The sequence below is a fragment of the Pseudomonas sp. JL27(2026) genome, from assembly GCF_056933555.1.
Window position 1 is genome coordinate 5,138,135 of the sequence record NZ_CM167794.1, and the last position, 20,293, is coordinate 5,158,427.

The 20,293-nt window shown below is 61.8% G+C and carries 19 protein-coding genes; 9 read left to right on the forward strand and 10 right to left on the reverse strand.

Annotated features, from left to right (window positions below):
• The first annotated feature begins 79 nt into the window (after positions 1 to 79).
• Entirely contained in the window at positions 80 to 1,000 is a 921-nt protein-coding gene (locus tag AC1Z1G_RS23420; RefSeq protein WP_483622662.1) for a histone deacetylase family protein, read from the forward strand.
• Between the two features lie 214 nt (positions 1,001 to 1,214).
• On the forward strand, positions 1,215 to 2,456 hold the full coding sequence (locus tag AC1Z1G_RS23425; RefSeq protein ID WP_483622663.1) for a TIGR03862 family flavoprotein: 1,242 nt from the start codon (positions 1,215 to 1,217) through the stop codon (positions 2,454 to 2,456).
• A gap of 135 nt (positions 2,457 to 2,591) precedes the next feature.
• On the opposite strand, the gene rhlE1 is transcribed toward AC1Z1G_RS23425, so the two are convergent.
• Both rhlE1 and yedA read right to left on the reverse strand, forming a co-directional pair.
• Positions 2,592 to 3,923, reverse strand: a complete 1,332-nt coding sequence (gene rhlE1 / locus AC1Z1G_RS23430; RefSeq protein WP_483622664.1) for an RNA helicase RhlE1 — start codon at positions 3,921 to 3,923, stop codon at positions 2,592 to 2,594.
• Positions 3,924 to 3,975: 52 nt separating this feature from the next.
• On the reverse strand, positions 3,976 to 4,902 hold the full coding sequence (yedA, locus tag AC1Z1G_RS23435) for a drug/metabolite exporter YedA (RefSeq protein WP_483622665.1): 927 nt from the start codon (positions 4,900 to 4,902) through the stop codon (positions 3,976 to 3,978).
• Between the two features lie 160 nt (positions 4,903 to 5,062).
• On the opposite strand from yedA, the gene AC1Z1G_RS23440 reads away from it, so the two are divergent.
• On the forward strand, positions 5,063 to 5,524 hold the full coding sequence (locus tag AC1Z1G_RS23440; protein ID WP_483622666.1) for an Lrp/AsnC family transcriptional regulator: 462 nt from the start codon (positions 5,063 to 5,065) through the stop codon (positions 5,522 to 5,524).
• A 58-nt stretch (positions 5,525 to 5,582) separates the two neighbouring features.
• Here the strand turns inward: AC1Z1G_RS23440 and AC1Z1G_RS23445 are convergent, their stop codons facing one another.
• From AC1Z1G_RS23445 to AC1Z1G_RS23455, 3 genes are all read right to left on the reverse strand, one after another.
• Positions 5,583 to 6,194, reverse strand: coding sequence for a 3'-5' exonuclease (locus tag AC1Z1G_RS23445; RefSeq protein ID WP_483622667.1), 612 nt, complete (start codon positions 6,192 to 6,194; stop codon positions 5,583 to 5,585).
• Positions 6,195 to 6,215: 21 nt separating this feature from the next.
• Positions 6,216 to 6,695: a LabA-like NYN domain-containing protein gene (locus tag AC1Z1G_RS23450; RefSeq protein ID WP_347902172.1), complete on the reverse strand. Its 480-nt coding sequence runs from the start codon at positions 6,693 to 6,695 to the stop codon at positions 6,216 to 6,218.
• 138 nt (positions 6,696 to 6,833) lie between these two features.
• Positions 6,834 to 7,586, reverse strand: a complete 753-nt coding sequence (locus AC1Z1G_RS23455) for a DUF2076 domain-containing protein (RefSeq protein WP_483622668.1) — start codon at positions 7,584 to 7,586, stop codon at positions 6,834 to 6,836.
• 177 nt (positions 7,587 to 7,763) lie between these two features.
• Between AC1Z1G_RS23455 and AC1Z1G_RS23460 the strand changes: the two genes are divergently transcribed.
• Together AC1Z1G_RS23460 and AC1Z1G_RS23465 are read left to right on the forward strand one after the other, a co-directional pair.
• Positions 7,764 to 8,438, forward strand: coding sequence for a YciC family protein (locus AC1Z1G_RS23460; RefSeq protein WP_483622669.1), 675 nt, complete (start codon positions 7,764 to 7,766; stop codon positions 8,436 to 8,438).
• 73 nt (positions 8,439 to 8,511) lie between these two features.
• Positions 8,512 to 9,591 carry an endonuclease/exonuclease/phosphatase family protein gene (locus tag AC1Z1G_RS23465; protein ID WP_483622670.1) on the forward strand — a complete coding sequence of 360 codons (1,080 nt, stop codon included), beginning with the start codon at positions 8,512 to 8,514 and terminating at the stop codon, positions 9,589 to 9,591.
• 182 nt (positions 9,592 to 9,773) lie between these two features.
• Here the strand turns inward: AC1Z1G_RS23465 and hrpB are convergent, their stop codons facing one another.
• Positions 9,774 to 12,305, reverse strand: a complete 2,532-nt coding sequence (gene hrpB / locus AC1Z1G_RS23470; protein WP_483622671.1) for an ATP-dependent helicase HrpB — start codon at positions 12,303 to 12,305, stop codon at positions 9,774 to 9,776.
• A 110-nt stretch (positions 12,306 to 12,415) separates the two neighbouring features.
• Between hrpB and AC1Z1G_RS23475 the strand changes: the two genes are divergently transcribed.
• Entirely contained in the window at positions 12,416 to 12,835 is a 420-nt protein-coding gene (locus tag AC1Z1G_RS23475) for a polyribonucleotide nucleotidyltransferase (protein WP_483622672.1), read from the forward strand.
• 28 nt (positions 12,836 to 12,863) lie between these two features.
• On the forward strand, positions 12,864 to 13,760 hold the full coding sequence (locus AC1Z1G_RS23480) for a cation diffusion facilitator family transporter (RefSeq protein ID WP_483622673.1): 897 nt from the start codon (positions 12,864 to 12,866) through the stop codon (positions 13,758 to 13,760).
• Here AC1Z1G_RS23480 and AC1Z1G_RS23485 read toward each other — a convergent pair.
• A complete protein-coding gene (locus AC1Z1G_RS23485) occupies positions 13,754 to 14,821 on the reverse strand; it encodes a DUF6515 family protein (protein ID WP_483622674.1) in 1,068 nt (355 codons plus the stop codon). The two genes, AC1Z1G_RS23480 and AC1Z1G_RS23485, sit on opposite strands and share 7 nt — an antisense overlap.
• Before the next feature lie 415 nt (positions 14,822 to 15,236).
• Between AC1Z1G_RS23485 and AC1Z1G_RS23490 the strand changes: the two genes are divergently transcribed.
• Positions 15,237 to 15,716 (forward strand): Lrp/AsnC family transcriptional regulator, encoded by a 480-nt coding sequence (locus tag AC1Z1G_RS23490; RefSeq protein WP_483622675.1) that lies wholly within the window; start codon positions 15,237 to 15,239, stop codon positions 15,714 to 15,716.
• Positions 15,717 to 15,979: 263 nt separating this feature from the next.
• On the forward strand, positions 15,980 to 16,189 hold the full coding sequence (locus AC1Z1G_RS23495) for a DUF2788 domain-containing protein (protein WP_347906284.1): 210 nt from the start codon (positions 15,980 to 15,982) through the stop codon (positions 16,187 to 16,189).
• On the opposite strand, the gene AC1Z1G_RS23500 is transcribed toward AC1Z1G_RS23495, so the two are convergent.
• The 3 genes from AC1Z1G_RS23500 to AC1Z1G_RS23510 all read right to left on the reverse strand — a co-directional run bounded on the left by AC1Z1G_RS23500 (position 16,184) and on the right by AC1Z1G_RS23510 (position 20,202).
• Positions 16,184 to 16,825, reverse strand: coding sequence for a pseudouridine synthase (locus AC1Z1G_RS23500; protein ID WP_483622676.1), 642 nt, complete (start codon positions 16,823 to 16,825; stop codon positions 16,184 to 16,186). The two genes, AC1Z1G_RS23495 and AC1Z1G_RS23500, sit on opposite strands and share 6 nt — an antisense overlap.
• A gap of 71 nt (positions 16,826 to 16,896) precedes the next feature.
• Complete coding sequence (amn, locus tag AC1Z1G_RS23505; protein WP_483622677.1) at positions 16,897 to 18,396, reverse strand: AMP nucleosidase; 1,500 nt, start codon at positions 18,394 to 18,396, stop codon at positions 16,897 to 16,899.
• Positions 18,397 to 18,552: 156 nt separating this feature from the next.
• A complete protein-coding gene (locus AC1Z1G_RS23510; RefSeq protein WP_483622678.1) occupies positions 18,553 to 20,202 on the reverse strand; it encodes an acyl-CoA dehydrogenase family protein in 1,650 nt (549 codons plus the stop codon).
• Positions 20,203 to 20,293 lie beyond the last annotated feature (91 nt).

Below are 20,293 nucleotides of genomic sequence, written 5' to 3' on the forward strand. Positions count from 1 at the left end.
CTCCGTTTCCATGCCACAAGTCTACATCGCTGGTAGGATCCTTCACTTATTCCTACATACCTTCCTAGATAAATCTGCCATGCCGCTGCCGCTGATCTACCACGAAGACTACAGCCCCGAGTTCCCGGCGGAACACCGCTTCCCCATGGACAAGTTCCGCCTGCTGCGCGATCACCTGGTGGACAGCGGCCTGACCCAGGACCACGCCTTGCTGCGTCCGCAGCTCTGCCCGGCAGACATTCTTGCCCTGGCCCACGCCCCGGACTACATCGAGCGCTACATGGGCGGCGAATTGTCCCGCGAGGACCAGCGGCGCCTCGGTCTGCCCTGGAGCGAAGCCCTGGCCCGGCGTACCGTGCGTGCGGTCGGCGGTTCACTGCTGGCCGCCGAGCAAGCGCTGGAACACGGAATGGCCTGCCACCTGGCGGGCGGCACCCATCACGCCCACTACGATCACCCGGCCGGTTTTTGCATCTTCAACGACCTGGCGGTAATCAGCCATTACCTGCTGGAAAGCGGCCGGGTCGGTCGGGTGCTGATCTTCGACTGCGACGTACACCAGGGCGACGGGACGGCACGTATTCTGGAACATACCCCGGACGCCGTGACGGTTTCCCTGCACTGCGAAAAGAACTTTCCCGCACGCAAAGCCACTAGCGACTGGGACATCCCGCTGCCGATGGGCATGGGCGATGAGGCGTACCTGAAGGTGGTCGATGACGCGCTGAACTATCTGCTGCCGCTCTATCAACCGGATCTGGTGCTGTATGACGCGGGCGTCGATGTGCACAAAGACGATGCGCTGGGTTACCTGAAACTGACCGACCAAGGCGTCGCCGCCCGCGATGAAAGCGTGTTGCGCCATTGCCTGGGGCGCGATATTCCGGTGGTCGGGGTGATCGGCGGCGGCTACAGCAAGGACCGCAAGGCCCTGGCGCGGCGCCACGGCATCCTCCATCACAGCGCACAGCGAGTCTGGCAGTCATCAGGGTGTCATTGAGTTGTGAGTGCTTTACCCACAATGCCTGTGGAACGGCCTGTGGATAACCTGAGCGAAAGGCCCTACAGGCCACAGCGTGTATAGCCTGCAAAGAGGTGGTTGTTTTTTGAACAGCCCTGGGCACACCGAAGATCAAATGTGGGAGCAGCACACTCCCACATAGATCGGTGCTGGTAGAATCCCCGGCTTATTCCGCCATATCTCAGCGCCTCTCATGACTCAGTTCTCGACTTCCCTCCCCCCTCACGTCGCCATCATCGGCGGCGGCCCCGCCGGCCTGATGGCGGCCGAGGTGTTGAGCCAGGCCGGGGTCAAGGTCGATCTGTACGACGGCATGCCCTCAGTGGGGCGCAAGTTCCTGCTGGCCGGTGTCGGCGGTATGAACATCACCCACTCCGAAGCCTACCCCGCGTTCCTCTCGCGCTACGCCGAACGCGCCCCGCAGATCGCCCCGTTGCTGCGGGCATTCGGGGCCGACGCCTTGTGCCAATGGATTCATGAGCTGGGCATCGAAACCTTTGTCGGCAGCTCTGGCCGGGTATTTCCTACCGACATGAAAGCCGCTCCCCTGCTCCGCGCCTGGCTCAAACGCCTGCGCGAGGCCGGCGTTGCTATCCACACCCGCCACCATTGGCAGGGCTGGAACACCGACGGTAGCCTGCGCATCGACAGCCCCGAAGGTGAACAATCCATCCACCCCGATGCCGTGCTGCTGGCACTGGGTGGCGGCAGTTGGTCGCGCCTGGGCTCGGACGGCGCATGGATGTTGCCACTGGAGCAACGCGGCGTGGCATTGGCACCGTTGCAACCGAGCAATTGTGGATTTGAAGTGCAGGCCTGGAGCGAATTGATGGTCAGCAAATTCGCCGGTGCCCCGCTGAAGAACATCGCCATCGGGCTGAATCACGATGTGCCGCGGCTGGGCGAATGCGTGATCACGGCCACCGGCATCGAAGGCAGTCTGATTTATGCGTTGTCGGCGCCGATCCGCGAGGCCATCAACCACACCGGTTCAGCGACCCTGCACCTCGACCTGCTGCCCGGCAAGCCTGTGGATAAAATCCAGGCGGCGCTGAGCAAACCCCGTGGTTCACGCTCCATGGCCAAACACCTGCACAGCCAACTCGGTATCGACGGCGTGAAAGCCGCGTTACTGCGTGAACTGACGCCGGCCGAGACCTTCAGCGACCCGTTCTCGCTGGCCAGCGCCATCAAGGCCTTGCCCCTGACGCTGGTCAACACCCGCCCACTGGACGAGGCCATCAGCAGCGCCGGTGGCGTGACGTTCGAAGCGATGAATGAACAACTGATGCTCAAGCAGCTTCCCGGCGTGTTCTGCGCAGGGGAAATGCTCGACTGGGAAGCGCCGACGGGCGGCTACTTGCTGACCGCATGTTTCGCCAGCGGGCGAGCGGCAGGGTTGGGGATGGTGGAGTGGTTGAAACGTAAGAGTTGAAGACTGGGTCGTGCCCTTCGCGAGCAAGCCCGCTCCCACACTGGATTTTCATTTGACGAAAATTTTGCATACAACCCAGATCAAATGTGGGAGCGGGCTTGCTCGCGAAAGCGGTCTAACAGGCGTTGGGTCTAATCAAGGCTTACGCTTACGCGGCCCGGTGTTGAACACCGGCACTTTGCGTACGGCCTTGACCGGCACATCCGCGACCGTCTCGCCGCTGTCTACCCATTTGCCCAGGTTGCGCTTGCCGCCACCGGAGGCTTTGGGTTTTTTCGGCTTTTTCGGTTTCTTGATCACCTGGCCGCTGGCATCGGTGTCCGGCACGCGGTGCTCCGGTTCGAAATCTTGCTCCATGTGACGGGTCAAGGTCTGACGGGTCAGCATCTCGATGGCCGACAGCAAGTTCACTTCATCGGCGCACACCAGCGAAATCGCCTCACCGGTCGCGCCCGCACGGCCGGTGCGGCCGATACGGTGGATGTAGTCCTCGGCGACGATCGGCAGGTCAAAGTTCACCACCAACGGCAGGTCTTCGATGTCCAGCCCACGGGCCGCGACGTCAGTGGCCACCAGAATCTGCACTTCACTGGCCTTGAAACGGTCCAGTGCACGCTGGCGCGTGGCTTGCGGTTTGTCGCCGTGGATGCCGTCGGCGTTCACGCCCAGGCCCTGAAGCTTCTCCACCAGGGCGTCCACGCCGTTGCGGGTCTTGGCGAACACCAGCACCTGCTTCCACTTGCCCTTGCGCATCAAGTGAACGAACAGCTCGGGCTTGCGCTTCTTGTCGACCGTGTACACCCATTGCTTGACGGTGTTGGCCGCCACGTTGCGCGGGCTGACTTCGATGCTCAGCGGATCATTGAGCATTTTCCCGGCCAGCTCGCGGATCGCGTCGGAGAAGGTCGCAGAGAACAACAGCGTCTGGCGCTGCTTTGGAAGCACCCTGTAGATATTCCCCAGCTCTTCGGAAAAGCCCAGGTCGAGCATGCGGTCGGCTTCGTCCAGCACCAGGGTTTGCAACTGGTTGAACTTCAGCGCGTTCTGACGGAACAGGTCCAGCAGACGACCGGGCGTGGCCACCAGCAGGTCGACGCCTTTGCGCAGCTTCATCATTTGCGGGTTGATGCTGACGCCGCCGTACACCGCGTAGGTGCTCAGCGGCAGGTTCTCGGCGTACTGGCGCACGCTTTCGTGAACCTGCTCGGCCAACTCGCGGGTTGGCACCAGGATCAGCGCACGCACCGAGTTACTGGTGACTTTCGGCCCTTCCATGGCCAGCAACTGCAACAGCGGCACCGCGAAACCGGCGGTCTTGCCGGTGCCGGTCTGGGCCGCAGCCATCAGGTCGCGACCGGCCAGCACCGCCGGAATGGCTTGCGTCTGCACCGGGGTCGGCGTCTGGTAACCGAGCGTCTCAAGGGCGCGCAGCAAGGGTTCGATCAGGCCAAGAGTGGCGAAAGTCATGGGAATACCGTAGGAGAAATCAGCGCAAGTGTGCAATGGCGCGCAGTTTACCCTAATTCACACGGGATTCTGTCGGCACCAAAACAGCACGCCGCTCAGGAACACGTCGCCACTGCGGCAAGCCGATCAGCACCACAGCGCTGATGATCACCGTCATCGCCATCGCTTCCTCCCAGCCAATGCTTTCACCGGCAAACATGATCCCCAACAACACCGCCACTGCCGGGTTGACGTAGGCATAACTGGTGGCCGCCGCCGGGCGAACGTTTTTCAGCAAGTACATGTAGGCGTTGAACGCGACAATCGAACCGAACACCACCAGGTACATCAGCGCCACCCAGCCTTCGAGCGGCGGCATGCTCTGCAGACGTTCGCCAGACAATGCGCTGCCGATCATCAGCACCACGCCGCCCACGAGCATTTCGGCGGCACTGGCCATCGCCCCTTGTGGCAACGGCAAGTGCTTGCTCCACACCGAGCCGAAGGCCCAGGCCGCGGCAGCGAAAATCAGCAACACTGCGCCCAGCGGGCTCGATTGCAGGTTGGAACCCAGATTGAGCATGGCGATGCCGATCAGCCCGAGCACAATCCCCGCCCACTCCAGACGGGTATTACGCGCACCCCAGAAATACCCGCACAGCAAGGTAAACAACGGCACCGTCGCCACCGCCAACGCCGCCACGCCGGAAGCCACACCCGCGTGCTCGGCGACGGTCACCGCGCCATTGCCACAACTGAGCAGCAACACGCCAATCGCCGCAGCGGCTTTCCATTGCGGCCAGGTCGGCGCCGGGACGCCACGCCAGCGCAGAAAGGCATACATCAGGCTCCCGGCAATGATGAAACGCACACCCCCGAGCATCAGTGGCGGCCAATAGGCCACACCGATGCGAATCACCAGGTAGGTCGATCCCCAGATCACATACAGCGCAAAAAAGGCACCAATCAACGGTAACGGGAAACGGCGAAGGCCAGGCATGGGATGCTCTACGACAGGACAAGTGGAACGTTATTCTAGAAAACCGACAGGCGGAACTTAAGTTACAAAACCTGTTTATAAGGACCGTACACTTTTCAAAGCATGGAGATCACGGCTATAAACCGTGCTTTCAAAAGCCAGCCACTTCAGGAGCCTGTTTATGGACAAGTACGACCGCATGCTGCTCAGTGCCCTGCTGGAAAACGGACGGGCGTCCTACGCCGAACTGGCCCGCAAGGTGAACCTGTCGGCACCGGCCGTCGCCGAACGCGTGGCGAAGCTGGAGTCCAGCGGGGTGATCACCGGCTACCAGGCCACTGTCGACATGAGCAAAATAGGTCTGCCGATCCAGTGCATGATCGAGTTGCGCCTGGCCCTGCACGGTAACCAGAAGGCATACGACGAACTGGCCAGCATCCCCCAGATCACTGAATGCCATCGAGTCACCGGCGACCCGTGCGTGATCATCCGGGCGGCGGTCGGTTCGATGACCGAGCTTGAGGAACTGATCAACCGCGTGGCGCGGTTCGGTTCCAGCAAGACATCGATTGTGCTTTCCAGCGCCATAGAACGGCGCGTGCCGTTGGGGCAGTTGGAAAGCAATGGCAAAAATGGCGGGTGAGTTGGGTTCTGTGGAGACTGTTCAGCCCCCGATGGCGCCAGCTAAAGCGCCACTGAACTTAAAACCCGCGATGGCGCTTGAGGTGTTCGTTGATTTTCGCCGCTGGCACTTTCTGCAAGCTGCACAGCAAGTCGTGGGATAACTCGCGCACCCCGTGTGTGTGCCGCAGTTCCTCGGCCAGGTGGGCCGTCAGGTTCGCCGCCATTTCCGCGTCGGCCATAGCCCGGTGAGCCTGTCCGGTGTGGGGCAGTTTTGCGTAGGTGGTGAGGGTGCCGAGTTTGTGGTTAGGCGCGGCCGGCATCAGGCGACGGGCCAACAGCAGCGAGCAAGCAAAATTCTGCAAGCGGGTGCGTTTGATCCGCCCCAGTTCAAAGTCCCAGAACTTCTGGTCGAACGCCGCATTATGCGCGAGCAATGGAGTGCAGCCGACGAACTCGTTGACCTCGTTCATCACCTGCTCTGCCGAAGGCGCAGTGCGCAGCATGGCGTTGCTGATGCCGGTCAGTTGCTCGATGAACGCCGGCACTCGCACGCCCGCGTTCATCAGGCTTTGGTAACGCTCGACGATGCGCCCCTGTTCAAGGATCACCACGGCGATTTCCGTGGCCCGGCAACTGCTGCTCGGGGAGATCCCGGTGGTTTCAAAGTCGATGACAGCTATGCGTTCCAAACGTGTTCCTACTGGTAAAAATCAGTTTTTAAGCAGCAACGCGCCTTCGATCGGCACGTAGCGCGTCGCTGCGCGAATCAATGAGTTGGCGGTGAGCCCCGGCACGCCATAGGCGACCGCTTCCACCCCGTGCTTGCTGATGATGCGTTCCAGCAGCATGTCGAAATCCCCGTCACCGGAAGCCAGCACCACTTCGTCGACGTGATCGGCGGCGTCCATGATGTCGAGGGTAATGCCCACGTCCCAGTCGCCCTTGGCCGAGCCGTCGCTGCGCTGGATGTACGGCTTGAGTTTCACGGTGAAGCCTAAATTGCGCAGGATCTGCTGGAACTGCTGCTGCTTGCTGTCGCCGCGATCAATCGCGTAGGCATAGGCCTCGACGATCTGCCCGCGTTGACTGATGTCAGCCCACAGGGCGGCGTAATTGAAATGGCAGCCATAGGCCTGGCGCACGGTGTAATAGAGGTTCTGGACATCGGCGAACACCGCGATCTTCTTCACCGCAAATCCTCATGGCGCACACAAGCGCAGGCGATTGATCAGGCCCGAGGCCTGAAAAGTCGCCCAGTATGCCAGCCAGATGGAATGTTCCGCGAAAAATCAGTCCGGGGCGCTACAACGCCCCGGACGAATGGTGTGTCAGACGAAGGAATCGTCGTCGCCAAAAGAGGAACTGTCGTCGCTGAAATCGGCATCGCCCTGGTCGTTGCCCCAGGCATCGTTGTTGGCGAGGCGCTGATCGTCATTGCCCCAACCGTTGCCGCTGTCATTGACCTGAGCCGGTACTTCCTTGATGACTTCGACGATTTCCTGCGGTTGCTGATGGCTGTGGAACAGGCTGCTGATGCCCTCTGCCAGCATCACGCCACCGGCCACCCCGGCGGCAGTTTTCAAGGCACCCCCCAGGAAACTGCTACCTGCTGCGGGCGCCTGTTGCGGCGGCGCGGCGTAGTTTTGCTGAGGGGGTGCAGCATAGTTTTGCTGTGGCGCGCCATAGCTGGGCGACGGGGCTGCCGAAGGACGCCCCGGCTCGCGCCAGCCACCGCTGGAGGCCGGTGCCGGCGGCGTATCACGGGCACCGCCAAAGATACTCGACAAGAATCCGCCACCGCTGCTCGGTGCCGGTGCGGCGGCCTGTGCCCTGGCGTCTTGCAGCTCGGCTTGCAGTTGCTGGATGTGCCGGGTCAGTTGTTTGTTCTGTTCGTCGAGGCTCTTGATGGCGGCCTCTTGCACCAGAATCGCCTGGGTCATGAAATAGCCCGCCGCCGGCTGGCGCCCCAGGTGTTCCTTGATCCGCGTCTCGGCCAGGGCATCGCGCGGGGCTGAATCCGTTTCGGCCTGTTGCAGCCGTGAAAACAGTCCATCGATCAGGGTTTGTTCTTCGCTGTTCATGGCGACCTCATAGATTGCCGGGAAAATCCTCGCCCTATCCATTGTGGATAAGGTGCCTATGAGTTATGGGGCTGTTACAGATTGTTTCAACGAGCTTTACCGAACGTTTACGTTTGCTCGACTGACGGTCGCATCGGTTAGAGTGTCGACATAGCTTGTTACTTGTGACCGCTGCCAATGAATCCGCTAGATGTGCTCCGCGACTCCTTCTACTTCTTCCAGCGCAACCTGAGCCGGATCGTCACCCTGTGCCTGCCGCTGGTGGTGTTCGAAGCGCTGCTCCAGCAACTGCTCGGCCATGCCGTGGAGCCAGACGTGTTTCCCGGCTACAGCCTGATTGTCGGGTTGCTGGTGTATCCGCTGTACACCGGCGCGCTGATTCTGTTCCTCGACGCCCGCAGCCGGGGTGAGTCCCCCAAAACCCTCGACCTGCTGGCCATGTCCGTGACGTTATGGCCGCGCCTGGCGGTGCTCGTCGCGATCAACAGCATGCTGCTTCGCGTGGGCCTGTCGCTGTACTTTCTGCCGGGGGTCTGGCTGATGGTGATGCTGGCCTTCACCGAATACCTGTTGGTGTTGCGGGGCCTGGAACCACTGGACGCCATCAAGCAGAGTTTTCAACTGACCAAGGGGCATTTCCTGCGGATTCTGGTGTGTATGCTCTGCGTGATGGTGCCGTTGTGGGTACTCAAGGGCACCAGCGTGACGATCTACTCCGAACCGCAAAACCCGGCGCTGTCATTGCTGATGGAAAGCGCCTACAGCTTTTTGCAGTTGTTCCTCAGCGTGGTGCTGTATCGCCTGTATATGTTGATTTGCGAAAAGCCTGACACGCCTGACAGCATGGCCTGAGCGCTCTACCCTTGGGGTCTGCCCGGCTCTGGGCTATGCTCGGGGTCAAATTTGTAACGCCATAAGCCGAGCCATGACCCGTCTACTGCGCTACACCCTGCTGGGCCTGCTGATCTTCGTCGGCCTGTTGTTCGCCATGGTCTACAGCTTGACCTGGCGCCCCGACGCCAAGGAAACGCTGCCGGTCAGCTGCCGCGCCGAGGCGCCCACGCTGGTGCCCGGCCAGGCCTTGAAGGTGATGACCTGGAACGTCCAGTATCTGGCCGGCAAGCGCTATGTGTTCTGGAATGACCTGGCCAACGGCACCGACGAACGCCCGACCCTGGAGGACATGGCCTTCAGCCTCGACGAAGTGGCGCGGGTGGTGCGTGACGAGAAACCGGACATTGTCCTGCTACAGGAACTCGACGCTGGCGCCAAGGCCAGCGACTATCAGGACCAGCTCAAACTGCTCCAGGAACGCCTGAGCGACCTCTATCCGTGCAGCGTCTACACGTTTGACTGGAAAGCCGACTTCGTCCCGGACACGCACATCTTTGGCAGCGTCGGCCGGCAACTGGCAACCCTGAGCCGCTACCAGATCGAACACGCCGAACGCCTGCAATTACCGCAAGCCCCGGCCAACCTTGTCCGCCGACAGTTCCAGCCTCGGGACGCCCTGCTCGTCAGTTACTTGCCATTAAGCGATGGCGGACAAATCGCAGTGCTCAATACCCATCTGGACCGGGCAACGCAACCGGACGACACCCTGCAACCCCAGGTAGAAGCCGTTGCCAAGGTCATCGACAAATTCGAGGGGCGCGGCACACCGTGGCTGATCGGCGGAGATTTCAACCTGCTGCCGCTGGGCCAGTACCAACGCCTGGCGCCGGAACAACGCACGCCCTACTCGCCCGACAGCACGCTGCACCTGCTGTGGGACAAGTACCCGATGATCCCGACCAACAACGAAGCCAGCGGCGTCGACCGCGCGGACTGGCTCACCCACTACCCCAACGACCCCGCCCTCAATGGCCCGGACCGCACGGTCGACTATCTGTTTTACAGCCCACGGATCAAACGGGTCGAAGCCCAGGTGCGGCAGGACGATACCTTGCGCATCTCCGATCACTTGCCGGTGATTGCGCGGTTTCTGCTGCCCGCCGCCCCCTGAAGCAATGAACAACCTGTGGCGAGGGGGCTTGCCCCCGATCGGCTGCGAAGCAGTCGTAAACCGGCAGATGCGTTCTCTCTGAAGCAATACGACCATCGATTTCAGGGCCGCTTCGCGACCCAACGGGGGCAAGCCCCCTCGCCACAGGATTGGTGTCAGCCGTTCCACACTACAGGACCCGTCTACTTACGCGGTTTCGCCCGCGCCGTCGCCTCGGCCACCAGCGGATCATCCGGCCAGTAGTGTTTCGGATAGCGTCCCTTCAAATCCTTCTTCACCTCGGCATAAGTACTGCGCCAGAAGTTCGCCAAGTCCTGCGTCACCTGCACCGGACGACGCGCCGGGGACAGCAGGTGCAACTTGACTACCTGCCGCCCACCGGCAATACGCGGGGTTTCGGCCAGGCCGAACAACTCCTGCAAACGCACCGCGAGAATCGGCGGCTGTTCGCTGTAGTCCAGGCGGATCGAGGACCCCGAAGGCACGCTCAAATGATGAGGAGCCTGCTCATCGAGGCGTTGCGGCAAAGGCCACGGCAACAGGTTATGCACGAGGCTCGACAGGTCCAGGTTGGCAAAATGGCTGAGCCGCGACACCCGCCCCAGGTACGGCATCAGCCAATGCTCAAGGTTGACGAGCAACGCCCCATCGCTGACGTCCGGCCATTCACTGTGATCCTGCTTGCTCAAGTCGAGCTGACGCAGCAGTGCCACCCGCGCCTGCCATTGCCGCAGTTCCGGGGTCCAGGGCAGCAACTCCAGGCCCTTGCGCCGTACCAGGTTGACCAGCGCCTGACTGCGCGCCGTCTCATCCAGACCGGTCAACGGCTCGCGGCTGAGTACCAGTTCGCCGACCTTGCGCTGACGCTCGGCCCGCAGCACGCCTTCGCGTTCGTCCCAATCGAGCTGATCGACACAACGCACTTGCTCCGCCAACACCGAGTCGAACAACGTCGGATCAAAGTCCGCCGCCAGATAAATGCGCTCTTCACGCTGGCCCTGACGACTGCCCAAATCGGCAATCACCAGCCAGGGTTGCTTCATCAGGCTGTCGGCTTCAGCGAACAATGCCGCACGACCGTTGGCCAGCCGATATTCTGCCCCACCGGCGCGGCGCTGCTGGGCCACGCGGTCGGGGTAGGCCAGCGCCAGCAAGGCACCGAGCCAGCGCGGATGATCCGGGTCACTGACCGGCGCCTCCGCTTTGCCCCGCAGGTAGCCGCGATATTGTCGGGCCAACTGCCGCGCCCGCTGCACGCCACCCTGAGCGCCACGCGCAGCGCGTTCTTCGCCGGACAGCAGCACCAGACGACTGTGCAGGTCCGCACCGGCACCGCGCAAAATGTCCCGTTCGCCCAGCAACGCGGCAACGTCACAGGCCATGTTCGCCAGCCCCAGCGCCTGCCCGCGCAATAACAAATGAGCGATACGTGGATGGGCCGGCAGTTCAGCCATGGCCTGACCGTGGCGGGTCAGCTTCCAGTCTTCAGCCGATGTGCCTTGCAGCGCGCCCAGTCGCTCGAGCAAATCCTGCGCCTGTGCATAAGCGGCCGCCGGAGGCACGTCGAGCCACACCAGTTGCCCTGGCGCCACGCCCCAGCGCCCAAGCTGCAAGGCCAGCCCGGCAAGGTCCGCCGACAGGATTTCGGCGCTGGCGTAGGCCGCCAGTTGTTCGTGCTGATCCTGCGACCACAACCGGTAACACACACCGGGTTCAAGCCGCCCGGCCCGACCGGCGCGCTGGGTGGCGCTGGCCCGGGAGATACGCTGGGTGTCGAGACGGGTCATGCCACTGCCGGGATCGAAGCGCGGCACCCGCGCCAACCCGGCGTCGATCACCACCCGCACGCCGTCGATGGTCAAACTGGTTTCGGCAATGTTGGTGGCCAGCACCACTTTGCGCTGGCCGGGCGGCGCTGGTTCGATGGCCGCACGTTGCGCTGCGAGGTCGAGTTCACCATGCAACGGGCAGAGCAGCACATCAGCGCGCTCGCCCAAACTGTCGGCCAACTGTTGATGCACGCGACGGATTTCCGCCTGACCGGGCAGGAACACCAGCAGGCTGCCACTTTCATCATTCAAGGCTTCCAGCACGGTTTGCACCAGACGCGGCTCGATGAATTCACCCGGTTGAAACGGCCGGCCCCAGCGCATTGTCACCGGGTACATGCGGCCTTCGCTGCGCAGGATCGGCGCGTCATTGAGCAAACCGGCCAGGCGTTCGCCTTCCAGGGTCGCCGACATCAGCAGGATTTTCAGCGGCTGGTCATCGCGAAACAGTTCACGGCCATTCAGGCTCAGGGCCAACGCCAGGTCAGCATCCAGACTACGCTCGTGGTATTCGTCAAAAATCAGCAGGCCCACGCCGTCCAGCGCAGGGTCATCCTGCAAGCGACGCGTGAGGATGCCTTCAGTGACCACCTCGATGCGGGTGTTCGGCCCGACTTTGCTGTCCAGGCGAATCCGGTAGCCGACCGTTTCACCAACCTTTTCGCCCAGTTCGCTGGCCAGCCGCTCGGCCGCCGCCCGCGCCGCCAGCCGACGCGGCTCCAGCATGAGAATGGTTTGCCCGGCCAGCCACGGCTCATTCAACATCGCCAGAGGCACGCGGGTGGTTTTACCGGCACCGGGCGGTGCTTCCAGCACGGCTTCATGGCGTGTCGCCAGGGCGTCACGCAAGGCAGGTAAAACTTCATCAATCGGCAAAGAAATCATGCTGGCTCCAAAACAGAGCCACGAGTATAACGGCGAACTGCCTAGCGTTAATGACGGTCCTAATTTTGACCGACGACGATTCGTTTCAAGTTTTACTCAGGAGATTTTCCATGCGTGCTCCCTTTCGCCTGATGGGCGGTGTACTGGTTGCGACCCTGCTGACCCAAGTGACCGCGTGCGGTTCGATTTTCTACCCTGACCGCCGTGGCCAGATCGACGGCAAGATCGACCCGGCAATTGCCGTACTCGATGCCGTAGGCCTGCTGTTTTATGTGATCCCGGGGCTGATCGCCTTTGCCGTGGACTTCACCACGGGGGCGATTTACTTCGAGCCGGGCAAGACCGCGCAGGTGGCGCCCGAGAAACTTCAACAAGCCATCGGTGCCGACGGCCAGGTCGATAACCACAAGCTGCAGGCTATTCTCGAAAGTGAACTGGGCCGCGACTTCCCGCTGGATGACCCCCGCCTGATCCAGCACAAGGGCAGCGCTCAACAACTGGCCATGCTCGGCCTGCAACCCGCCATTTGATGCCTGACCACGAGGAAACGCCGTCGCAATGACCACCAGCCCGGAACACGCTCGCCTGCTACGCCTGGCCACCCGCGCCTCGGTAGCGGTGGCGAGCACGCTGATTATCGCCAAGGCCATCGCCTGGTGGCTGAGTGGATCGGTGAGCATGCTCGCCGGGCTGACGGACTCGGCGCTCGACGGCGTGACCTCGTTACTCAACCTGCTGGCAGTGCATTACGCGCTACGCCCGGCCGATGAGGATCACCGCTATGGCCACGGCAAGGCGGAGTCCTTGTCGGGCATGGCACAAGCGTTGTTTATCGGTGGCAGTGCGGTGCTGATCGCGTTCCAGGCGTTTGAACGCTTGAAGCATCCGGAGCCGGTGGGCGCGCCATTGATCAGTATCGGGGTGATTATTTTTTCCCTCGCACTGACCCTGGCCCTGCTGACGTTGCAACACCGGGTCATCCGTGAAACCGGCTCCAACGCCGTGCGAGCCGACTCGCTGCATTACCGCTCGGACATGCTGCTCAACGGCAGCATTCTGGTGGCGCTGGTGCTGGCCAGTGTCGGCTGGCAACAGCTGGATGCGTGGTTCGGCCTGGGGATCGCCGTGTACATTTTCTGGAGCGCGATTCAGATCGCCCGGGAAAGTTTTGCGGTGTTGATGGATGAAGAACTGCCGCCCGACGTCAGCCAGCACATGCTCGAACTGGCGTGCAGCGTGCCGGGCGTACTCGGCGCACACGACCTGCGCACACGGATATCCGGCAGCCACTGGTTCGTGCAGTTACACCTGGAGTTGCCGGGAGAACTCACGCTGTCGGTGGCCCACGGCATCAGCGATCAAGCCGCCGATGCCATTCATGCCGCCTACCCGCGAGCCGAAGTGCTGGTGCACGCCGACCCGCAAGAAGTGGTGAAGGCCGCGCGGGATCAGTAATTCACTTGATACCCACGTGAACTCAGGCAACTGCCCTGCGCCTGACGGTAGGCCTGGACCACCGAAGGATCGGGCTGATACGTCACCGTCCGCGGGTCAAACCCGCTCTGCTGGACCGCCCAGCGATAGCAATCGTAACCATCCTGATTGACCTGCTCGGGAGACTGACCGTTGGCGGGGTACGCCACGACGTCGTAACCATTGCCGGTCGATTCCGGGGCGGGGTTACCCATCGGCGGCTCAACCACCACGTATTGCTGGGTACTCTCCTCATAGGTGTAGTACGCCCCTGCTGCCAGGAACATCAGCGCACCGCCAATCCAGACTTCACGCGCATAGTCGGGCAGGTAACTCACCCGAATCCCGCGAGGCGGTTGGACTATCACATAGCGCGGGCCTTGCGGGCGATACCAGTAGCCACCGGAAAAGAAGTAATCCTGCCCACGGTACGGCACGCGGTAATTGCGATCAGGGAAGCGGTCGACGACGTAACCCGGCCGGTACTGTGGGCCGGGGCCCCAACCATTGCCATGGCCGTCCGGGCGACCCGGCCAGCGGTGATCCTCGTAGCCGGGGCGTGGACCGCCAGTGTGCCAGTTGGGGTTGTAATCGTTGCGCCGTGGAATGTCCTTGTAATAGCCGCGTTGTGGTTCCTGGGTCTGGCGCACGGTGTCGGGACGGCCCTGGATCGGCAGGTTATTGCTCGGCACCGGTGCGGGCGCAGGTCGGCCCTGGCCATTCGGATCGTGGGGCGGACGGCTCTGCCAGTCGCCGCCCTGATGCTGGCCGTTGTGTTCGAACTGGCGGCTGTTGTCGCCGCGAATGATCTCGCTCTGTGGCCGTGGCTGATTATTCTGCGGGCGTGGTGGCGTGTTTTCCGGGCGCTGCTGATTATTCGCTGGCCCGCCTTCAGGTCCATGCTCATGCTGACCGCGGCCATTGCCTGCGTTGTGTTGCGAAGCGTGATAGGGATCTTGCTGCTCGTTCTCGGCCAGCAACTGCGCGCTGACACTCATGCAAAGCAAACCAACACCTGCCAGACGCCAGATGCGCGACTTCATGCTATTCCTCATTGCGGTTCAGGACCTGTACGTAAGACTGGAAAAGCGCAGGCCGGTTCTGCAACAGGTTATCAGTCACGGAACTTATTTCGCAGGCAATAAAAAAGGGAGACCCGTCGGCCTCCCTTTGAGAACTTCGTCCGTGCTCGACGCTTTTGACGTCGGCTCACCTCACGCCGTCTTCTGGACAGTGTGTAGCCCGGGGGCCAGCTCAACCCCTGTGGGAGTGGTGGCCGCGGCTGGCCTGTTTCGGCGGGCCGCTGTGGACTGTTTGTCCGGGCAGTGATTCTGGTGATAAGAATAGGCGTGGAGCCGCGACAGAGGATTGCGAATATTGCTCAATTAAACATGACTTGCGCAATTTTTAACCTTGGATAGATAATCTTCCGCAATAGATATGACAAAGGCCTGATTCATGAGCAAACTCGACCGTTACGACCTGAGCATTTTGGCGGAATTGCAGCGCGACGCGCGCATCTCCAATCAAGAGCTGGCCGAACGCATCGGCCTGTCGCCATCGCCGTGCTCGCGACGGGTCAAGCAACTGGAAGACGACGGCTACATCTCCCGCCAGGTCGCCCTGCTCGACCGCAAGCTGCTCGGCCTGAGCCTGACCGCCTACGTGCTAATCGGCATGGACCGACACACCCCCGAGCGTTTCGAGAACTTCGAAGCGGCCATCCGCACGTTGCCGCAAGTGCTCGAATGCAGCCTGGTGACCGGAATGGACGCCGACTATCAGCTCAAGGTGGTGGTGCCCGACATGGACCACTACCAAAAACTACTGCTCGGCCACCTGACCCGCATCGAAGGCGTGACCAGCGTGCGTTCCAGCTTCGTGCTCAACCAGGTGCTTAACAGTACCGAGTTGCCGTTGACCCATTTGCGCAGCTGATTCCACTTTGGTGGCGAGGGAGCTTGCTCCCGCTCGACTGCGAAGCAGTCGCAAGACCAGCGAATACGATCTACCCCGTGAAGTACAGGCGCAGGTTTTGGGGTCGCGTCGCGACCCAGCGCGAGCAAGCTCCCTCGCCACAGGGGACAGGCGCCTCAAGAGTGCGGCAGACCGACGCAGGTCAATGCGCCACCCTTGACCCTTGGCGTATACTGCGCGCCGCCCTGTTTGGCCTGCCCCTGCCGGAGACCCCCGTGAATTCCATTGATCCTGCGTTGTTTGAAGAGTGGATGATGACTGGTCTGGTGACCATCCTGATCATTTTCATGGGTTTCATCGTCTGGGACCTGGCGAAAAAATCCAAGGCCGGACGCTTCGGCTCGTTCATCCTGTTCTTTGTGCTGGGTCTGGGCGTGGCCGCGTTCATCATCAAAAGCGTGGTTATCGGCCTGATCGAATCCGGCACTTTATAAGCGCGCCGGCACTTCTTTCCACTGGCCTTGGTCGAGACCTTCGATCGACCAGTCACCGATCCGTACCCGCACCAGTCGCAAGGTCGGCAAGCCAACCGCTGCGGTCATGCGCCGTACCTGACGGTTGCGCCCTTCACGAATCACCAGTTCCAGCCAACTGGTCGGCACGCTTTTGCGAAAGCGTACCGGCGGGTTACGCGGCCACAACGCGGGCTCTTCAAGGTGTCGCGCCTCAGCCGGCAACGTCATGCCGTCGTTCAACTCCACACCGTCGCGCAAGCGCTGCAACTGCTCAGCGCTCGGCTCGCCTTCGACCTGCACCCAATAGGTCTTGGCCAATTTGTGTTTCGGGTCGGCGATGCGCGCCTGAAGCTGACCGTCGTTGGTCAGCAACAGCAAACCTTCGCTGTCGCGGTCCAGCCGCCCTGCCGGGTAAATCCCGGGAATCTCGATAAAGTCCTTGAGCGTCGCCCGCCCTTCTCCATCACTGAATTGCGTCAGCACGTCGAACGGTTTGTTGAACAGAATCAGTTTCGGCTCGGCCGGTGGCGCCTTGGCGACACGTCGTGGAGCTGAAGAGGATGGCGCAGGTTTCACGCCAGGGCGGCGCGAAACGGGACGAGGTGGACGGGACATGGCAAACACAACATCTAACGGTCAGGGCTCACTATGCTAGTGGCCCGACCGTCAAATGACCATGACAACAATCAGCGGAACGGCGGCTCGTCAAAGCTGCGCAGTTTACGCGAGTGCAGCGAGTTGAGTTCAGTGCGCAGCAGGTCCACCGCTGCAATGCCGATCTTCAAGTGCTGGCTGACCGCGCGTTCATAGAACGCGTTGGCCGAACCCGGCAGCTTGATTTCACTGTGCAGGGGTTTGTCCGAGACACACAGCAACGTGCCGTACGGCACCCGCAAGCGATAACCTTGCGCTGCGATGGTGCCACTTTCCATGTCCACCGCGACGGCCCGCGACAGGTTGATCAACGGGCGCTCCTGGGCCCAGCGCAGCTCCCAGTTGCGGTCGTCGTAGGTCAGCACGGTACCGGTGCGCAGGCGTTTTTTCAGGTCATCGCCCTTCTCGCCCGTGACGTTGGCCGCCGCTTGCTGCAACGCCATCTGCACTTCGGCCAGGGCCGGAATCGGAATGTTCGGCGGCACCACCCGGTCGAGAATCCCGTCGCGACGCATGTAGGCGTGCGCCAACACGTAGTCGCCAATGGTCTGCGACTGACGCAGGCCACCGCAGTGACCGATCATCAGCCAGCAATGCGGACGCAGCACAGCCAAATGGTCGGTAATGTTCTTGGCATTGGAGGGGCCGACGCCGATGTTTACCAGCGTCACGCCATGGCCATCGCTGGCCAGCAAGTGATAGGCCGGCATCTGGTAACGGTGCCAGACCACGCCCGCAGCAATCGCCGAGGCTTCACCGTGATCCATGCTCTTTTCGATGATCACGTTGCCCGGCAGCACCATCCGCACAAAACGCGGGTCGCTGCGCAACTGTTCCAGACCATGGACGATGAACTGGTCGACATAACGGTGATAGTTGGTCAGCAAAATCCACGGCTGCACGTGACGCCAGTCGCTGCCGGTGTAATGCACCAGGCGGCGCAGGGAGAAGTCCACCCGCGCCGCGTCAAACAGCGCCAACGGCAGCGGGTCGGTGTTTTCCCAATCGTAGAGGCCATCGGCGATACCATCGGTGGCGGCCGACAGGTCGGTACTCGGAAACACCCGCGCCAGCACGGCAGCGGTCACGCCGGAACCGGCCAGTTCGTCGCCCTGCTCGACCACGTACGGGTACGGAATGTTCTGCTGGCTGATGCCCACTTCCACCGTCACGGTGAAGTCGTGCATCAGCGGCACCAGTTGCTCCAGCAGGTATTTACGGAAAGCCGCCGGATGAGTGACGGTGACGCTGTAGGTCCCCGGCAACTGGACCTTGGCATAAGCTCGGGTAGTCTGTGGGACTTCACCTTGGCAAAGGTAGGTCAGACGCAGTTCGGGATAACGAAACATCGCACGCTGTTCAGCGTCCGGTTCGATGCGATCCTTGAGGTAACGCTTGAGCGCCTGATTCAGCGCAGTGGTGGCCCGCTCATGCAGAGCGGCAAGCCGATCCACGGCTTGCTCGGCGGTTTGAACGACAATAAAGGCTTCGGTCACGATCAGCTTCCTGTGTTCTGGCTTGCAGGCCTTCATCTTGCCTGCAACACAGTCTGACGGGAACCCTGTGGGAGCGGGCTTGCTCGCGAAGGCGGTTCAATACTCAACAATGATGTTGACTGACAGTCAGCATTCGCGAGCAAGCCCGCTCCCACATTGGATCAGGGTTGATCACAAAAGTATGGTCCGCGCTTAAAAGCCTTGCGGAGTCGACCGCGCGACAATCGCTTCCACATCCAGCCCGCGCGGCAAGGTGCCGTACACCCGCCCGGCCGTTCCCAACCGGCTGGCGATGAAGGCATCGCTGACAGCGGCATTGCCGGCTTCCAGCAGTAGTTTGGCTTGCAGCCCCAGGGCGATGTCTTCGGTCAGTTGCCGGGCACGGTATTGAATGTCGCCAGTGTCCTTGAACGCGGCCTGCAACTGGTTGATGTGCGCGGCCAAGCGTTTGTCGCCATGCCCATCGCCCAGCTCATGGAACAGCACATCGAGCACGCCCGGCTCTTTCGACAAGGCACGCAACACGTCAAGGCACTGCACGTTGCCGGAACCTTCCCACGTCGAATTCACCGGCGCCTCACGGTACAGGCGCGGCAGAATGCTGTCCTCGACGTACCCGGCACCGCCCATGCACTCGGCGGCTTCATTGATCATGGCCGGCGCACGTTTGCAGATCCAGTACTTGCCCACCGCCGTCACCAGCCGGGCGAATCTGGCTTCCTGCGCATCATCAAGATGATCCAGCGCCCGGCCCATGCGCAGGCTCAAGGCCAGCGCCGCTTCGCTTTCCAGCGCCAGATCCGCGAGCACGTTTTGCATCAGCGGTTGTTCGCTGAGCAACTTGCCGCCGACCTTGCGGTGCGCGCAGTGATGGCTGGCCTGGGTCAATGCCTGACGCATCAGGGCGCTGGAGCCGACCATGCAATCGAAACGGGTCATGGCCACCATCTCGATGATGGTCGGTACGCCGCGCCCTTCTTCGCCGATCATCCATGCCAAAGCCCCGCGAAACTCGACTTCGCTGGACGCGTTGGAACAATTGCCAAGCTTGTTTTTCAAGCGCTGGATGTAGAACTGATTACGCGTGTCGTCCGGGCGATGGCGCGGCAGCAGGAAACAGGTCAGGCCCTTGTCGGTCTGGGCCAGGGTCAGGAAGGCGTCGCACATCGGCGCCGAACAGAACCACTTGTGCCCCACCAGCTCATACGCCTGCCCCGGCCCCGAAGCGCCGACCGGATATGCTTTGGTGGTATTGGCCCGCACGTCGGTGCCGCCCTGTTTTTCGGTCATTGCCATGCCAATGGTGACACCGGCCTTGTGGGCCATGCCGACGTTGCGCGGGTCGTATTCGGTGGCGAGGATTTTCGGCAGCCACTGCTTCGCGATGTCCGGTTGCAGGCGCATCGCGGGTACGCTGGCAAACGTCATGGTCAACGGGCAACCGCTGCCGGCCTCGGCCTGACTGTGCAGGTAGCTCATGGCCGCGCGAGCCACATGGGCGCCTGACTGCGGGTCGGTCCAGGGCATGGACGTCAGGCCATGCTCGACCGCCGTGCGCATCAACTCGTGATAGGCCGGGTGAAATTCCACCAGGTCGATCCGGTGACCGTAGCGGTCATGGCTGGAAAACACCGGTTTGTTCTGATTGGCGAGGAAACCGGCCGCCATCAACGGGCCACCGGCCAACGCACCGTAGGCGTCGATGCGTGTGTCGGCCCAACCGGCCCCGAAACGTTGCGACCACTCCTGCAACGGCAGATCGATGCGGTACAGGTTGGCACCGTCCAGCGACGGCGGCTGGTTGGTGACGTCGTGGGTTTCGGCGAACTGATGCAGGTTCATGGCGGGGCCTCCTTGGGGTCAGCGTCTGACCTCAGTTAAGCACCGCCGCCGAACCTAACAAAGTGACATACCCGCCTAACTGTCGGCGCTT

What these genes read in the sequence shown, in the direction of transcription:
- AC1Z1G_RS23425 (WP_483622663.1), top strand. Translation starts at nt 1,215, where the DNA reads ATGACTCAGTTCTCGACTTCCCTCCCCCCTCACGTCGCCATCATCGGC.
- AC1Z1G_RS23480 (WP_483622673.1), top strand. Translation starts at nt 12,864, where the DNA reads ATGACCACCAGCCCGGAACACGCTCGCCTGCTACGCCTGGCCACCCGC.
- AC1Z1G_RS23475 (WP_483622672.1), top strand. Translation starts at nt 12,416, where the DNA reads ATGCGTGCTCCCTTTCGCCTGATGGGCGGTGTACTGGTTGCGACCCTG.
- AC1Z1G_RS23510 (WP_483622678.1), bottom strand. Translation starts at nt 20,202, where the DNA reads ATGAACCTGCATCAGTTCGCCGAAACCCACGACGTCACCAACCAGCCG.
- amn (WP_483622677.1), bottom strand. Translation starts at nt 18,396, where the DNA reads ATGAAGGCCTGCAAGCCAGAACACAGGAAGCTGATCGTGACCGAAGCC.
- AC1Z1G_RS23490 (WP_483622675.1), top strand. Translation starts at nt 15,237, where the DNA reads ATGAGCAAACTCGACCGTTACGACCTGAGCATTTTGGCGGAATTGCAG.
- rhlE1 (WP_483622664.1), bottom strand. Translation starts at nt 3,923, where the DNA reads ATGACTTTCGCCACTCTTGGCCTGATCGAACCCTTGCTGCGCGCCCTT.
- AC1Z1G_RS23455 (WP_483622668.1), bottom strand. Translation starts at nt 7,586, where the DNA reads ATGAACAGCGAAGAACAAACCCTGATCGATGGACTGTTTTCACGGCTG.
- AC1Z1G_RS23420 (WP_483622662.1), top strand. Translation starts at nt 80, where the DNA reads ATGCCGCTGCCGCTGATCTACCACGAAGACTACAGCCCCGAGTTCCCG.
- AC1Z1G_RS23460 (WP_483622669.1), top strand. Translation starts at nt 7,764, where the DNA reads ATGAATCCGCTAGATGTGCTCCGCGACTCCTTCTACTTCTTCCAGCGC.
- AC1Z1G_RS23440 (WP_483622666.1), top strand. Translation starts at nt 5,063, where the DNA reads ATGGACAAGTACGACCGCATGCTGCTCAGTGCCCTGCTGGAAAACGGA.
- yedA (WP_483622665.1), bottom strand. Translation starts at nt 4,902, where the DNA reads ATGCCTGGCCTTCGCCGTTTCCCGTTACCGTTGATTGGTGCCTTTTTT.
- AC1Z1G_RS23485 (WP_483622674.1), bottom strand. Translation starts at nt 14,821, where the DNA reads ATGAAGTCGCGCATCTGGCGTCTGGCAGGTGTTGGTTTGCTTTGCATG.
- hrpB (WP_483622671.1), bottom strand. Translation starts at nt 12,305, where the DNA reads ATGATTTCTTTGCCGATTGATGAAGTTTTACCTGCCTTGCGTGACGCC.
- AC1Z1G_RS23500 (WP_483622676.1), bottom strand. Translation starts at nt 16,825, where the DNA reads ATGTCCCGTCCACCTCGTCCCGTTTCGCGCCGCCCTGGCGTGAAACCT.
- AC1Z1G_RS23465 (WP_483622670.1), top strand. Translation starts at nt 8,512, where the DNA reads ATGACCCGTCTACTGCGCTACACCCTGCTGGGCCTGCTGATCTTCGTC.